This window comes from Nocardia sp. NPDC004573, from assembly GCF_053602135.1.
Window position 1 is genome coordinate 250,015 of record NZ_JBSGDA010000002.1, and the last position, 16,437, is coordinate 266,451.

Consider the following 16,437-nt stretch of genomic DNA (forward strand, 5'->3'; position numbering starts at 1 on the left):
CGCCCGAATGTCAATATCGGTGCCGTGTCGGCAGAATGGGAGCACGCACCCGACCCGGCACAGCCGAGCAACGCGGCCCCGTGCCGCAGAGAGGAGCCGGATGCCCTCGTTGACCCGCGTCCCCAGAAACGCGCGCAAACCGGTCGACGATCGGCGCGCGGAGTTCGAGCGACGCGTCCTCGCCGCCGTGGAGGACCTGCTCGCCGACGGCACGCCCTACACCGAGATCGCCGTGCACCGGATCGCCGCCGCGTCGCAGTCGGCGCGGTCGACGTTCTACCGGTACTTCCCGGACAAGAGCCGGCTGCTGATCCGCATGGCCGAATTGGCCACGGCGGATCTGTTCGAGGCCGCCGAACGCTGGTGGATCGCGGAGCACACCGGAGGGCAGGCGGGCGTGGTGGCGGCCGTTCGGACCATGATCGCGGGGTTTCGCGAGCACCGGTCGCTGCTGCTGGCGCTGAGCGAGGTGGCGGCCTACGACCGCGACGTCGGCGCGTATTGGCGCGGCCGGGTCGCCTCGTTCGTGCGGGTGGTGCGATCGCGCCTGGAGACCGACCGGGCCGAGGGCCGGATCAGCCCGGCTATCGACCCGCAAGCCACCGCCGTGGTGCTGACCTCGATGGTGGAACGCGCGATCGCCGCCGGATTCTCCTCCGGCTCGGGCGTCACCGACGACGCGCTCGCCGAGGCGCTGGGCCGGGCGATCTGGTTGACGGTCTACGGCGACGCACCGCAGCGCTGACGGAACCCACGGCCGCACAAACGGGTTCGTTGCTACAGTCGCGCCCATGACGCAACCCCTGCGGATCGGCATCCTGGGCGCCGCCCGCATCGCCCCCGCCGCTGTCGTGCGCCCCGCGCGAGCGCACCCGGACGTGGTGGTCGCCGCCGTGGCCGCGCGCGAGCGCGAACGCGGACACGCGTTCGCGCGCGAGCACGGCATCGAGCAGGTCTTCGACGGCTACGCCGCGCTGGTCGCCGCGCCGGATATCGACGCCGTCTACAACCCGCTGCCGAACGGCCTGCACGGCCGGTGGACGAAGGAGGCCATCGGGGCGGGCAAGCACGTGCTGTGCGAGAAGCCGTTCACCGCCAACGCCGCCGAGGCACAGGAGGTCGCGGCGCTGGCGGTGCGGTCGGATCGGGTGGTCATGGAGGCGTTTCATTACCGCTATCACCCGATGACCAGGCGGGCCGAGCAGATCATCGCCTCCGGGGAACTCGGTGAGCTGGTGCGGGTGGAGGCCGCGATGTGCTTTCCGTTGCCGCGATTCTCCGACATCCGCTACGACTACGCGCTCGCCGGCGGGGCGCTGATGGACGCGGGTTGTTATGCGGTGCACATGGCGAGGGTGTTCGGCGGCGAGGAACCGGAGGTCGTCGCGGCCACCGCGAAGCTGCGCGGCCCGCGCGTCGACCGCGCGATGAGCGCCGAACTCCGTTTCCCGTCCGGTCACACCGGCCGGGTGCGTTGCTCGATGTGGTCGTCGGACGTGCTGCGCATCGGCGCGCGCGTGGTGGGTGAGCGCGGTGAACTGCGGTTGCTCAACCCGGTGGCGCCGCAACTGCCGCGCAGGCTGTGGGTGCGTTCGGAGCGCGGCAGGCGCACGGAGAAGATCTCGCGCCGCAGCACCTACGCCTATCAGCTCGACGCCTTCGCCGCGGCGGTGCGCGACGGTGAACCGGTGCTCACCTCGCCGGACGACGCGGTGGCGACGATGACGGTCATCGATGCGATCTACGCGGCCGCGGGCCTGCCGCTACGGCAACCGGCCTGAGGAGGCCGCCGTGATCGCCTCGGCGTAAACCGCCACGAGGCGTTCGGTGAAGCGGGACTGCAGCGTCCGGCCGGCGTGGCGGGCGAGGACCTCCCGCATGGCGGCGAGCCGGTCCGGCTGCTCCACCAGCACGCGCAGCGCCTCGGCCAGTGCGTCGGTCGAAGAATCACGGGCACGCAATTCCCCGCCCTCCGGCACGGTTTCGGTGACGTCGGGGTCGCAGTGCAGCACCGGAATGCCCGCCGCGACCGCCTCCAGCAGCACCATGCCCTGCGTGTCGCACCCGGCGGACGGGAACAGCAGCACGTCGTGGGACCGCATGGCCGCCAGGCATTCCGCCTGGCTCACCTCGCCGTGCAACCGGACCCGCTCGCGCAGACCGAGCCGGTCGACCGCCGCGCGAAGACGCGTCTCCAGCGCTCCCGCACCGTAGATATCGAGGGTGCAGCCCGCGGCCCGGTGCACCGCCTCGACGGCGTCCAGCGGCCGCTTCTCCGCGGAGAACCGGCCGCACCAGAGCACTCTCAGCTGACGATCGCGGCCGCGGGAGTGCTCGGGAAGAGCGCGCACGAGATCGTCGTCGACCCCGTTGGACACCACGTGGATCGGCCGGTCCACGCCGTGCGCGGCCAGTCGCCGGGCGAAGTGCCGGGTCGGCACGACGACTTCGTCCGCGGCCTGCGCCTGGGCGACCAGCGGCCGCCATGCCTGCCGCGCGGTGCGGCTTTCCGGCAGGCGCGGCATCGCCTCGCGCAGACCGACGAACGCACCGTGCAGGAGACGCGTGGTCAGCGCGGCGAGGTAGGGGAACGGGGAATTGCGTTCGATGAACGAGTCGTCGCGGCTGTGCATGGACTGCACGACCGGAAGGCCGTGGCGGCGCGCGGCGCGCAACCCGGTGACACCCGCCCCGTAGGTGGTCTGCGCGTGCACGACGTCGAAGCCGCGCTCGGCGAACACCGCGTCGACGAGCCGTGCGTTGCGGCGGGTGGGCAGGGCGACCGGATAGCCGTTCACCGTCAATCCGCCCGTGGTCGCCAGCAGGACGATATCCGGGTCCGGCGGCGTGGATTGCGGTGCCGGAATGGTGAATACCGTGACGTGATGCCCCAGCCGCTGCAACGCCGCGCGCTGCGCGCGCATCGACGTCTGGATGCCACCGAGGGTGGCGGGGTGGAAGTCCGCGAACATGGCGATGCGCAGCGCACGGCCGTCGCCGTTCGGTTCGCTCACACGGTGCCCTGCGATCGGGGGACCGTCTGCCGACAGCCGTCGAGGAATTCGAGGATGTGCCCGTACACGTCCAGGGCCGCGCCGCGACCGAGGAAGGTGTCGAGATGACCGTAGGAAGGGATCTCCACGTAGCGGACGTCCAGCTGGGGATGCCGGGTGCCGAGCACGTCGTGGCACAGCTTGTTCGAATCGAGCCAGACCTCGTTGCGGCTGCCCGACAGCAGCAGCACCGGGCAGTCGATCCGATCGGCATGGTCGAGCGCGTTCTCCGGCAGCGCGCGGTAGCGGTCGTCGTTGTCGTTCCAGCGTTGCACCGCGTGCGCCAGCTCCATCCGCCGCAGCTGCGGAAGAACATGGACCGGGATCGGCCCGAACAGCTCGGCGAGCCGGTCGTGGGTACGCGGATCGAGATGGTCGTGTACGAACAGCTCCACACCCATGCCCCAGCCGCCGTGCACCATCCGGCAGGTGGGATCGGTACATTCGCCTTTCCGGGTGAGCAGGGCGTAGAGCAGCGTTTTGCGCGACCACAGCCCCACTTTGCGGAAATCGGACTCGACGTGGTGGACGCGGGAGCCGAGCAGTTCGCCGCCCACGAGTACCCTCATCCGCACCGAGCTGCTCACCTTGGGGGTGAGGAAGACACCTTGGGCGACGACCCCGGCGAGGCCCGGTACCAGTCCCGCGGCCAGGCTCATCGACAGCGCCAGGGCGCCGACGCAGTGCGCGACCACGAACAGCGGGCGGTCGCCGATGTGCGTGCGGATCTGCTCCACGGCGCCGGGTAGGTCGTAGAGGGCCACGTCGTCGAAGCTGAAGCGCGGACCGGTGGCGTTGTAGGGCAGGCGGCAGCTGCCGCGCCAATCCAGCAGCCACGGTTGGTATCCCGCGTCGAGCAGCGCGTCGACGACGTTGCGGATCTCGGGCAGCAGGAACATGTCCGAGGACACCCCGTGGCCGTGGACCAGCAGGACCGCGGGCCGGTCGGCGTCGTCGACGACGACACGTCGCAAGCCCAGCCGAATGCCGTCGGCGGCCTGGAACGGGATCTCCTCCACGGCGGGCGCGGCGCCCGGGCGGATGGGGGTGAGCATCAGCGCGACTCCTTCGCGTTCCGGCGCAGATCCAGCAGCTCGGTGCCCACCCGCAACGCCGGCTCCAGCAGGCCCTTGCCGAGCTGGGATCCGAACCAGCTCAGCCACAACAGTTTCGCGGTCCGCCGCTGCCGTTCGGACAAGCGCGGATCCACCTCGATGCCGTCGATCTGATCGCGCAGGTAGGTCTCCAGCGGGACGGCGACCTCGCCGGTGAGGCTCACCGGTTCGCCCGCGCGACCGAGTTCCACGGTGAGCGTGCGCGCCTGCCGGACGACGGTGCGGCGCGCCTCGGCGTATTTGTACCCGGACAGCCACCACGCGCCGCCTTCGGCATCGCGCAGCGACAGCCGGTAGTGCATCAGCGGATGCTTCCACCCGTGGCGCAGCGGAATGCCGTCGTGCGGGCGCACCGACAGCGCTCCGGATACGGTGAGCGGTTCGTCGTGCAGCCGGGCGCAGCGCATCTCGCCGCTGACGTCGACCGTGCGCCCGGCCACCAGCTGGTGGGTGCTCGCGATGGACAGCCGCAGCGCCAGCGTGCAGGAGGTGTCGGCGGCCGCGTCGGCGGGCCCGAGCGTGCCCACCAGCGTCTCGGTGAACCACAGATACGGCGTGTCCTCCGGCCGGGGCAGTCGCGCCAAGCCGCCGCCCGCGAGCATCTCCAGCGTCTTGCGTTGCGACTGCGCGCCGTAGCGGACCGGCTCGGGCAGCTTGTGGGCGCGCAGGAAAGCGCGGGTGCGCTCGTCACCCGCGGCGGGCGCGGAGGCCATCGTCTCCAGCGGGTGCCGGGCGACGGGGCTCTGCAGCACCTGCGCCAGCGATTCCAGCTCGGGCACCGGCTCGGTGCGGATGCGTTCCACCACCTCGTCGCACCAGGCCGCCCAGTGCTGCACCCGCATGTCCATGCCGATCGCCGCCGACTCGCCGAGCATCTGCTCCAGCGTGGTCGGCGTGCCGGTGAGATGGTAGTTGCGGCCCCACGCGTCCGGCGCGCACACGATCGCCGCGGCGACCTTGCTCACCCAATCCACCGGGGCCACATGCAGATTGCGCAGTGCGGGGACGGTGCCGAACCGCGACAGCGCCGCGATGATGCCGCTGTTGAGGTCGCGGGGATTGTGCGCGCCGGTCTCGCGATGCCCGCCGATGCCGCCGGGGCGCAGCACCGTGACGACCACCCCGTGCTCGCGTGCTCGCCGCAGCACGGCCTCGGCGGCCCATTTCGTCCGGTCGTAGCCGATCACGAGTTTGCCGACGTTCGCCACCGGGTCGTCCTCGCCCATCGCGGCGATGCCGAGCTCGTTGAACACCGCGATCGAGGAGACGTGGTGCAGCGGTTTCGGCCTGCCGGTCGCCGCCAGCCGCGCCAGGGTCAGCGGGCCGAGGACGTTGCCGCTACGCAGCGACGGGTAGCCGCGCAGGAAGTCGACCGCGGCGGCGACGTTGACGATCGCGTCGATCTCCTCCGCCAGCGTGGCCCAGCGTTCCTCGGTCAACCCGAGACTCGGCTCGCGCAGATCGCCGGTCAGCACCGTCACGCGCCTGCGCACCTCCGCCGACCACGGCAGCAGGAACCGCGTGAGCGCCGCGGCCAGCCGGTCGAGGGCGGCCGCCTCGTCCTGGGCGCGGATCAGGCAGACGACGTGCGCGTCGCTGCCGCGCAACAGGTCCAGCAACAGATGGCTGCCGAGGAAGCCGGTGGCGCCGGTGAGCAGCACACGACGCGGGACGACGCGCTGCGGCGGGTCCACGAACGGCAGCCGGTCGGCGCCGGCGACATCGGACATGATCTGCGCGAGCTGCTCGTCCACGGTCTCCGGGACCGCCACGGCGGTGGCCTGCGCGGTCGTCGGGGACCCCAGCCAGCGCTGGGCCAGCCTGCGCGGACGGGCGTCGGCGAACACGTCGTCCAGCTCGAGGTGCACGCCGAGCTCGCCGGCCAGCGTCGCGACGAACTGCACCGCGGCGACCGACGTGCCGCCGCCGTCGAAGAAATCCGTGTCCGGCCCGACGGTCTCGGCGGTGAAACGGTTCGCGACCTGGGTGACCGCCGCCGTGAGCGACTCGACGTCCCATTCCCGGGGACGCTCGGCGGCCGCCGTCGCGGTGCGCGCCGCGCCCCCGGCCCGCGCCAGCAGCGCGGCCACGTCCAGACCGCCGCCGCGTTCGATGGCCTCGGCGAGGTCGCGCCGATCCGCTCGCGGGTGCTCACCGTTCACGCTGCGCACAGGAAACTCCTTGTCGGCCATAATTATTGCGCCCACGATCGGAACGTCCGCAGGCGATCCAACGGCACTTCGGGTTCGAGCCGCTCGGCGTCGACGTCGCCGCCGCCCAGCGCGGCGGCCAACCGGCGCGCGGGCACATTGCGCGCGGTGCGATGGACGGTCATGCGCACCGTCGCGCAGCCCAGCGCCGCCGCGCGGTCCGCCAGCCAGCTCAGCAGGCGTTCCTCGACGCCGCGGCCGAGCGCGCGGCAGCTGAGATGCCAGCCGAGCACCCGCAGCGCGGTCCCGTCGGCGTGCAGGGCCAGCACGGCGATGGTTCCGTAGTCACCGAACCGGTCCCGCGCCGCGGCCGTCCACACCTCGCCGTCCGCGCGCCAGCGGTCGACATCCTGCTCGGTACCGGCGCTGAGAGCGAATTGGCTGGTGCGCCGGACCAGTTGGGCCGCGCGCGCCCGCGTGCGGTCGGTAAGACGCTCGACGGTCACCGCCAACTGCAGACTGTCTAGGAACTGCGCGAAGTCCAGTTGCTCGCGGGCCAGGTCGCGCTCGCGTTCGCGCCGGTAGAACTCCGCCCGTTCGGCGTCCTCCGCGGTCACCGCCACCGGCGTCACCGGCCACAACCGGGTCAGAAACGCCTCCAGCTCACCGACCGGCGGACAGGTCACCGCCAGCACTTCCGGCAGCCGCGAGCGCATCTTCGCGATCTCCACCGGGTTGTCGTCGAGATACACCACGTCGTCGAGCGCGAGCCCCAGAGCGCGCGCGGCCTGCGCGAGCCGTCCGGCCTTGTCCTCCCATCCGGTGGAGACGACGGTGAAATCCGCGGCGCGCAGTGGACTGTCGAGGCGGTCCAGGACCGCGTGGACGGAATCCTCGTCGTTGTTGCTGATCAGCACGAGCAAGGTCCCGGCGGCGCGCCATTGCCGCAACCGCCGCGCCAGCGCGAGGCGCGGTGCCTCGAAACCGACGCCCGCCGGCCCGATCTCGCCCACGACGCCGCTCCACAAGGTGTCGTCGCCGTCCACGGCGACGACCTTCGGCGCGGGCAGCAGGGCGACGCGGGCGACGGCGGCGAGCGTCAACGCCACCGCGGCCTGGAACTCCTCGGTGAACGGCAGGTGCGCCAGCGCGTCGGTCCGCTCGTCGAAACGATGCGCCACCCGGTGATCCCGGGTCCAGTCGGACTCGGTGAGCACCGCGACTCCGGGAATCTCCCGCATCTGCTCGGCGGTGCGCCGCTGCCACCGCGCCAACCGCTCGTCGAGGGCGGGCGCGGGGAGGAATCCGACGATGATCGGTACCCGGGCGCGCTCGGCCGCTTGCCGGACGGCGGCGGGATACTGCGCGGCCAGGTCGGTGAGCGCGTCGTCGGACAGGACGCCGAATCGCTCCAGGTCCGCCGCCCGCACCAGGACGATGCCCAGCGCGGTCGACGGCTGGGCGAACACTCCCGACGGGTCGCGCAGCCCGGCCAGGACGTGGTGGTAGGGCGCTTCGAGCACGGTCGGCCCGTCGGCGCCGTGGCCGTGCGCGGACGCCGCGCTGTACAGATCCGGCAGCTTGCCCAGCGCGAACGTGGCCCCGAACGCGACACCGCGCGGTACGTCGGGGCGCGCTGCGCTCGACTGCGGGCGCACCGGCAAGCCGGCCTGTTCGACGACTTCGCCGAGCAGCGCCAGGTAGTCGTGCCCGAGGCGGATGCACGACGCGTCGTCGATGATGTCGGCGTTGTAGGTCAACCAGATCCGACCGGTGTCGGCCAGCACGGCCACCATGAGGTCGAGATCCGAGTACCCGGTTCCCACCGGGACGATCTCCGCGCGCCGGCTCGGCGCGCCCGCCCGCAGGTAGTTGAAGTACACCTCGACCAGCGGCGCGTTGTCCCGGTACAGGCCCTCCGCGGCAAGCGCGGCGAGCACGCCGGAGAACCCGGCTCCGGGCACCAGCAGCCTGCGCAGCCGGTCGCCGGTCCGGCGCAGCAGGTCGTCGACCGACTCGCCGGGCTCGACGGTGGCCGGATAGGGCACCGGCACACCGAAATAGCCGACGGCTGTCGGCGCGTCGGCGTGGATACGAGTGTCCACGGGGACGGCGAGCGCGAAGCGATCGGTGTCCTGCCGCCGGGCGAGCAGGACGGTCAGCGTGCCGAGGAACAGCGCGGCGGGCGTGATGCCGAGTTCCCGGGCGCGCCGCGCCGCCTGATCCTGCAGCCCGGAGGGCAGTTCGAGCAGTACTTCTCCGGCACGGTGACTGCGCTGCGCGGGCCGGGGCCGGGCGAGGGTGAGGTCGAGGCGGCGGCAGCCCGCGAACTCCGCACGCCACTCGGCATCGGGCTCGGCCTGCGGCGCCTGCGCGGCGAGCAGATCGTGGATGTCCTTGTTGGACGGCATGTCCGGGTACGGCGTGCCGGACAACTCGGCGTCGATCTCCCCGGCGACCAGCACCATCGATTGGACGTCGCACATGCCGTGGTGCGCGCCGAAGATCAGCGTCTGCTCGCCGCTGTCGGAGCTCAGCAGCTCGAATCGCCACAGCGGCCCCTGCGCCAGGTCGAACGGCTCGCGCATCAGTTCGCCGAACCTGGTGCGCGCGACGGTGTGATCGAGCCGATCGACGGTCGTGCAGCGCAGCAGCGCCCCACCCGGCCGGGCGCGCACCTGCAGCCGGGTGCCGTGCTCCTCGCTGGGCACCACGACCGTGCGCAGCGCCGCATGCCGCCCGGCGAGGCGGGCGAGGATCGCGTCCAGTTCGGCGGGGTCGACGGCCCGCTGCAGGCGCATGGCCAGCCCGCCGGTCTGGGCGGCACTCGGAATCCCTTGCTGCGCGGTGCGCAGCAGCCGCATCAAGTCCCGGGTGACGGGCAGAGTGACGACCTCGGGGACGTCCTGCTCGGCCGGGCGTGCGGCGGGCTCGACGGTGTCGGTGCGCGCTGCCTCACCGACGAGGTATTCCGCCAGCGCTACGGGACTCTGATGGGCGAAGATCTCGCTCAGCGGCACCAGGATGCCGGTGTCGTCGCGCAACCGGTTGCGCAACTCCACCGCCATCAGCGAGTCCATGCCCAGCCCTTGCAACGACCGTTCGGGCGTGATGGCGTCCACGCCGGTATGTCCCAGCACGTCGGCGGCCCGGCGCGCCACCACCTCCACCGCGAGCGCGGTCGCCTCGCCCGGCGGCAATCCGCGCAGCCGCTCGGCGAACCGCGTCCGCATCGACGGATCGCCTGCCTCGCGATGGACGGCGGTGCGGCGCGACGACGGACGAATCAGCCCGCGCAGCAGCACCGGGACGGACGGCGCGCGCCGCAGCGCGTCGGCGTCGATCCGCATCGGCGCCAGCACCGGCTCGGTGCGCCGCAGCGCCGCATCGAACGCGGCCAAGCCGTCGTGCGCGGACAGCGGCCGCACGCCGGAGCGTTCCATGCGGCGAATGTCGGCCGCCGCCAGCACCTCGTGCATGTCCAGGCTCCACGGACCCCACGCCAGCGACTGCGCCGTGCGTCCCCGCGCGACCCGATGCGTGGCGAGGGCGTCGAGGTAGGCGTTGGCGGCGGCGTAGCCCGCCTGGCCGGGATTGCCGAGAACGCCCGCGACGGACGAGAACAGCACGAAGCAGGCGAGATCCATGTCCTGGGTCAGCTCGTGCAGATGGTGGGCCGCGTCGACTTTCGGGCGCAGCACTGCCGCGAGCCGTTCGGGCGTGAGCGAACCGAGCGTGCCGTCGTCGAGCACCATCGCGGCGTGCACGACGCCGCTGAGTGTGCGTCCACGCAGCACCTCGGCCAGCGCGGCGCGATCGGCGACGTCGCAGCGGGCGAAGACCACATCCGCTCCGAGACCGGTCAGTTCGGCGCGCAGTTCGCCGGCGCCGGGGCCGTCGGCCCCTCGGCGGCTGACGAGCAGCAGCTTGCCGACGCCGTAGGCCCGCACCAGATGCCGGGCCAGCAGTGACCCGAGCCGTCCCGGCGCTCCGGTGACGAGCACGTAGCCGTCACCGAAGTCCGCGCGGCCCCGCACATCGCCCGTCATCGGCGGCCGCGCCAGCCGCGGCGCGGAGAGGGCGCCGTCGCGTACGAGCACCTGCGCCGCACCGGAGGCCAGCACCGCGGCGATATCCAGGTCGGCGTCAGCACTGTCGACCAGCACGATGCGGTCCGGATTCTCCGACTGCGCCACCCGAGCCAAGCCCCAGACCGCGGCCCCCGCAGGGTTCGGGACGTCCTCGCCGGGCAGCGCCATCGCCCGGCGGGTACGCACCACGATGGTCGCCGCCGCCAGACGCGGATCGTCCACTGCCGCCTGTAAGACTTCGAGCGTGTGCCGGACAGCCGCGTGCACCGCGTCGATCGAATCGCCCTCGGCGACTTCGATGAGCACCGCTTCCGGGGTGGGGTGTTCCGGGCCGAGCGCCGACCAGGACACCGCGGTGACCGGCCGGACCGTCGCCGGTGCCGGAAGGGCCGTCCATTCCGGGCGGAACAAGGTGCGGTGCGCGACGGACAGCGCCCCGTCGAGCAGTTGAGCCACGGGCGCGGGCCGCAGCACCAGCGATCGCACCGACACGACCGGGCGGCCACTGGAATCGCTCGCCCGGACCCGCACCCCCTCGGAGCCGTCGTGCGAGATCCGCACCCGCAGGGCCGTCGCGCCGGAGGCGCGCAAGCTCACCCCAGCCCACGCGAACGGCAGCAGCGCCGAATCGCTTTCGTCCGCGCTCAGCAGCAGCGCCGCGTGGAGTGCGGAGTCGAGCAACGCGGGATGGATCTCGAACCGCGCGGCGTCACCGTGGGCGGACTGCGGAAGGGCCACCTCCGCGAAGACTTCCGCGCCGCGCCGCCACGCCGCGCGCACCGACCGGAACATCGGCCCGTACCGATGCCCCCGCCCGGACAGCCGCGCGTACATATCGTCCACGTCGACGCTCGCCGCATCGGCCGGCGGCCATACGGCGGCGTCGAGATGACCGGCGTCGGCTTCCTGTACCTGCGCCAGCACCCCGCGAGCGTGCAACGTCCACGACGTGTCCAGATCTCGTTCCAGGCGCGAGTGGATCGAGACGGGACGGCCGCCGGTCGCGTCGGCGTCCCCGACCGTCACCTGGAGCTGCACCGCCGCGTCCTCCGGAAGCATCAGCGGGGCATGCAGGACGAGTTCGCGCACGTCTCCCGCGGCCACTTCGTCACCGGCGCGGATCGCCAGTTCCACCAGACCGGTCCCGGGCAGGATCACCGCGCCGGGCGCGGCGTGCTCGGCCAGCCACGGATGGGTCCGCAGCGAGATCCGGCCGGTGAGCGTCACGCCGCCGGAATCAGGGTGCGGCACAACGGCGCCGACGAAGGGATGGCCCGCGGACTGCAACCCGAGCGCGGCGGCGTCCTCGGACGCCGATTCGGTCCAGAACCGCCGCCGGTCGAAGGCGTAGGTCGGCAGGTCCACGCTGCCCCGCGCGGGCACCAGACGCGACCAGTCGAGGTCGCGGCCCGCCACCCAGAGCGCGGCCTGGGCGCGGGCCAGGCTGCGCGGCCCGTCCTGCTCGCGCACCAGCGAACCGACCGCGACCACCTCGCGACCGGTCTGCTCCGCGACGGCCCGCACGGCGGTGGTCAGCAGCGGATGCACGCCCAGTTCGACGAAATACCGGAACCCGTCGCCGAGCATGCGCTCGATGGTGTCGGCGAACCGGACCGGTTCCCGGGCATTGCGATACCAGTAACCGCCGTCCGCGGAATCATCCGTCAGCTGCTCACCCAGCACGGTGGAGTACCACGCGGCGACCGGTGACGCGGGGGTCAACCCGGCGAGTTCGTCCAGCAGCGGCTCGCGGATCGGTTCCAGCAGCGCCGAATGTCCTGCCAGCGCCGGTCCCGCGGCCAGTACCCGCACCTCGACCTGGTCGTCTTCCAGTTCTCCTACCAGCGCCTCGACCGCGTGGCGGGCTCCGGCCACGATCGTGGAGCCGGGAATGTTGACCGCCGCGACCGACACCGCCACGTCCGCGGCCAAGCGTGGCGCGAGGTGCTGCGCGGGCAGGCCGACCATCGCCATCGCGCCTTCCTCGGCGATGCCTGCCATCAGGCGGCTGCGGGCCACGACGACCTGTGCCGCCTCGTCGAGCGTCAGTGCGCCGGCGACATAGGCGGCGGCGATCTCGCCTTGGCTGTGCCCGATCACGGCATCCGGGTCGACGCCCGCGTGCCGCCAGGTGGCCGCGAGCGCGGCCATGGTGGCGAACAGCAGCGGCTGCACGAGGGTGAAGTCGCCCAGTTGCGGCGGGGTGAGTCCGAACAGCGCGGTGGCCAGCGACCATCCGGTGCGGTGGCGGAAAGCTTCGTCACAGCGGGCGAACTCGGCGCGGAACACTTCGGACCGGGCCAGCATGTCCCGCGCCATCCCCGCCCACTGCACGCCTTGGCCGGGGAACACGAACGCCGTCTTGCCCGCGGTGAGCGCCGCTTCCGCGGCCACCACGACGTCGGGCGCCGTCCGCTGCTCGACCAGAGCGCCGAGGCCGGACAGCATGTCGTCGCGGTCGCCCGCGACGACGACGGCGCGCCATTCGAACGGGGTGCGCTGCACCGCCAAGGAGCGGGAGACGGGTGCGGGCGTCAGAGCGTGGTCATCGGTGACGCGCTCGAGCAGACGGCGCGCCTGACCATGCAGCGAGGCCCGGTTGCGGGCCGAGATCGGCAGCAGGGCCACCCGGATGTCCTCCGGCGCGTCGTCGAACTCGCCGGACGTGTCGTCGGGTGCGGGCGCCTCCTCCAGGATGAGATGGGCGTTGGTGCCGCTGAGCCCGAACGCGCTGACTCCCGCGCGGCGCGGCCGGGAGCCGTGCGGCCACGGCATCGGATCGGTTCGCACGGCCAATCCGCTGCCGTCCCAGTCGATCTGCGCGGTGGGCGGCCCGTCGTGGGCCATCCCCGGTATGCGTTCGTGGTGCAGCCCGAGAACCAGCTTGATGACCCCGCCGATGCCGGCCGCCGCCTGGGTGTGGCCGACATTGGATTTCAGCGAGCCCACCCCCAGCGGACGCTCCGGCTCCCGGCCGGGACCGAAGACGCGGGCCAGCGCGCGCGCTTCGATCGGGTCGCCGAGGGCGGTGCCGGTGCCGTGCGCTTCCACGTAGTCCACGTCCGCGGGCGTCAGTCCCGCCGAGCGCAACGCCGCGTTGATGACCTGCTCCTGCGCGAACCCGCTGGGGGCGCTGATTCCTTGGCTGCGGCCGTCCTGGTTGATCGCGGAGCCGCGGAACACCGCGAGCACTGTGTCGCCGTCGCGCCGGGCGTCCTCGAGCCGCTTCAACAACACCAGACCGGCGCCCTCGGCCCAGACCGTGCCATCCGCGCCCGCCGAGAACGGCGCGCAGCGTCCCGACGGCGACAGCACACCGAGTTTGCACAACTCCACGTGCGCGGTCGGGCCCATCAGCAGTGTCGCGCCACCGGCCAAGGCGAGATCGCAATCGCCCGCGCGCAAGCCCTGCGCGGCCAGATGCATGGCGACGATCGAGGAGGAGCACGCGGTGTCGAGGGTGACGGCGGGGCCGTGGAAGCCCAGTGTGTACGCGACCCGGCCGGAAGCCACGCTCGGCGAGAGACCGGTGCCCACCTGCCCGTTGAGCTGCTGTGGTGCGGGGTCCGCGAGATAGCCGGTGCTGTACACCCCGAAGTAGACGCCGGTCAAGCTGCCCTGCAGCTGTCTCGGGTCGCGGCCCGAGCGTTCGATCGCCTCCCAGCTCAGTTCCAGCATCAACCGTTGCTGCGGGTCCATCACCGCCGCTTCGCGCGGGCCGATGCCGAAGAACGCGGCGTCGAACTCGTCGACCTGACCGAGGTACCCACCTCGGAAGGTGTACGCCTTGCCCTCCGCCGCCGGGTCCGGGTCGTAGAGCCCGTCGACGCTCCATCGTCCCGGCGGCACCTCCGACAGTCCGTCGCGTCCCTCGTCCAGCATGCGCCACAGCGATTCCGGATCGTCGGCGCCGCCGGGGAAACGACAGGCCATCGCGATGATCGCGATGGCGTCGTCGGTGCGCTCCTGGCGCGCGACGGGCGCGGTCTCGGCTTCGGTGCGGTGCAGCGCCGCCACCACTTGCGCGATGGTGGGATGCTCGAAGAACAAGTTGGTGTCCAGCGTCCGTCCGACCTGGTCGGACAACTCCACGACGAGCTCGACGAGATCCGCTGAGCCCAGGCCGAATTCGACCAGCGGACGGTGCACATCGATGCGGGCGGGATCGAGGTAGGCCAACCGGGCGATGATCTCCACCAGCCGGTTCCGCAATTCCTCGGCGGTCATCGCGGCACCGGCCGGCGCGCCCGCCGGGGCGCCGAAGTCCTCGAACTCGCCGCCTGTGGGCAGCACCGGGGAGAACTCGCCGTCGAGATACGCCGCGCGGCAGGCTTGCCGCTGCACCTTGCCGCTGCTGGTCTTCAGGAGCGCGCCGGGCCGGATCAGGACCACCGACCGCAGCGTGAGCCCGTGCTCGGCGCCGATCGCCGCGCGGATCGCGTCTTCGGCGTCGGCGAGTTCGGCCGGATCCTCGCTGCGCACCTCGGCGACGACGACAGGCCGTTCCCCCTCGATGCCCTCGTCCACGGAGAACGCCGCCACACACCCCGCGCGGACGGCCTCGTGCGCCGTTTCGGCCGTCAGCTCCAGGTCCTGCGGGTAATGGTTCTTGCCGTCGATGATCAGCAGATCCTTACGCCTGCCCGTGACGAACAGCTCGCCGCCGGACCGGAAACCCAGATCCCCGGTGCGCAGGAAGGCGCGGTCATCAGCGTCGAGCCGGGCGTGGAAGGTCTCGGCGGTGGCCGCTTCGTTGCCGAAATACCCTGTCGCGACACTGGTGCCGGAGACCCAGATCTCGCCTTCGACGCCGTCGGCGCACTCGGTGCGGCGCTCCGGGTCCACGACGACGATCGACAGTCCGTCGGCCGCACGCCCCACGCCGACCAGTTCGGACCGGCCCGGCGGCAGGAGCACCGTCGGCCGCGCGCCGAGTTCGGCGGCGCTGACGATGAGCGTCGCCTCGGCCAGGCCGTAGACCGGCTGGAACGACTCCGCCCGGAATCCCGCGCTCGCGAAGGTGTCGGCGAACCGGCGCACGGTGGCCGCACGCACCGTCTCCGAGCCGTTGAACGCCACCCGCCAGCCACGCAGGTCGAGCCGAGCGATCTGCTCGGACGTCATCCGGCGCAGGCACAGCTCGTAGCCGAAATTGGGGCCGCCGCTGGTGTGCGCGCCGAACGCCGACACCGCTTGCGGCCAGCGCTCGGGGCGTTCCAGGAAGTGCCTTGGCGACAACAGCACCGCGTTCGCCCCGACGAACATCGTCTGCAACACCGGCGCGATGAGCCCCATGTCGTGGTACATCGGCAGCCAGCTGACGAACAACGCGTCGGGCAGCGACGCCAGCACCTCCGGCGTGTGGCCCAGCGCCGTGGCGATGGCGCCCTCGTTGTGCAGCAGGTTCGCGTGGGTGACCACGACGCCGCGCGGCGCGCTCGTCGACCCCGAGGTGTATTGCAGGAAAGCGACCGAGTCCGGGCCGACGTCGGTCCTGCGCCACGCGGCCGCCGCGTCGTCGGGGATCTCGTCGGTGGCCAGCCAAGCGGGCGCCCCCAGCTCGGGGAGTTGCTCGACCGCCGCGGCGGCGTCGGCGCGGACCCGGCCGGTGGTGAGCACCGCGTCGACGCCCGCATCGGTGACCATGTGCCGCAACCGCCGCAGGGACCGCGCGTCCAGCTGCGGCAGCGGTGCGGGCACGGCGACGACGTTCGCGGCCAGGCAGCCGAAAAAGCTCGCGATGAAATCCAATCCGGACGGATACAGCAGCAGCGCCCGGCGGATGCCGCGATCCTGCAACGCGGCGGCGATCGCCCGCGCCCGGACCGACACGGCGGCGTAGGTGATCTCGTCGACGGGACCGTCGGCGTCACCCGTCCGCAGGAAGCGGTAAGCCGTGCCGGCCGAGTGGGTTTCGCCACGGCTGAGCAGGACATCGACGAACGAACGGTATTCGGTCATGCGGTTCCACCTTCGGAACTCGACGGTCACGGTTGTCGTGCGCGCGCCGGACGACGCCGGTATCGCC

The 16,437-nt window shown here is 72.2% G+C and carries 6 protein-coding genes; 2 read left to right on the forward strand and 4 right to left on the reverse strand.

Annotation, left to right across the window (positions count from 1 at the left end):
* Positions 1-100: 100 nt before the first annotated feature.
* Together ACWEKR_RS04535 and ACWEKR_RS04540 are read left to right on the forward strand one after the other, a co-directional pair.
* Complete coding sequence (locus ACWEKR_RS04535; RefSeq protein WP_452353282.1) at positions 101-745, forward strand: TetR/AcrR family transcriptional regulator; 645 nt, start codon at positions 101-103, stop codon at positions 743-745.
* Positions 746-791: 46 nt separating this feature from the next.
* A complete protein-coding gene (locus ACWEKR_RS04540) occupies positions 792-1,781 on the forward strand; it encodes a Gfo/Idh/MocA family protein (RefSeq protein ID WP_452353283.1) in 990 nt (329 codons plus the stop codon).
* Here the strand turns inward: ACWEKR_RS04540 and ACWEKR_RS04545 are convergent.
* Genes ACWEKR_RS04545 through ACWEKR_RS04560 form a run of 4 tightly spaced genes read right to left on the reverse strand, consistent with a single transcriptional unit; the run spans position 1,764 to position 16,370 of the window.
* Positions 1,764-3,014, reverse strand: coding sequence for a glycosyltransferase (locus tag ACWEKR_RS04545; RefSeq protein WP_324198256.1), 1,251 nt, complete (start codon positions 3,012-3,014; stop codon positions 1,764-1,766). The genes ACWEKR_RS04540 and ACWEKR_RS04545 overlap by 18 nt on opposite strands.
* Entirely contained in the window at positions 3,011-4,108 is a 1,098-nt protein-coding gene (locus ACWEKR_RS04550; RefSeq protein WP_452353284.1) for an alpha/beta fold hydrolase, read from the reverse strand. Before ACWEKR_RS04550 ends, ACWEKR_RS04545 begins: the two co-directional genes overlap by 4 nt.
* On the reverse strand, positions 4,108-6,339 hold the full coding sequence (locus ACWEKR_RS04555; protein ID WP_452353285.1) for a thioester reductase domain-containing protein: 2,232 nt from the start codon (positions 6,337-6,339) through the stop codon (positions 4,108-4,110). Before ACWEKR_RS04555 ends, ACWEKR_RS04550 begins: the two co-directional genes overlap by 1 nt.
* A 23-nt stretch (positions 6,340-6,362) precedes the next feature.
* Positions 6,363-16,370, reverse strand: coding sequence for an HAD-IIIC family phosphatase (locus ACWEKR_RS04560; RefSeq protein ID WP_452353286.1), 10,008 nt, complete (start codon positions 16,368-16,370; stop codon positions 6,363-6,365).
* Positions 16,371-16,437: the final 67 nt, after the last annotated feature.

What these genes read in the sequence shown, in the direction of transcription:
- ACWEKR_RS04535 (WP_452353282.1), top strand. Translation starts at nt 101, where the DNA reads ATGCCCTCGTTGACCCGCGTCCCCAGAAACGCGCGCAAACCGGTCGAC.
- ACWEKR_RS04540 (WP_452353283.1), top strand. Translation starts at nt 792, where the DNA reads ATGACGCAACCCCTGCGGATCGGCATCCTGGGCGCCGCCCGCATCGCC.
- ACWEKR_RS04550 (WP_452353284.1), bottom strand. Translation starts at nt 4,108, where the DNA reads ATGCTCACCCCCATCCGCCCGGGCGCCGCGCCCGCCGTGGAGGAGATC.
- ACWEKR_RS04560 (WP_452353286.1), bottom strand. Translation starts at nt 16,370, where the DNA reads ATGACCGAATACCGTTCGTTCGTCGATGTCCTGCTCAGCCGTGGCGAA.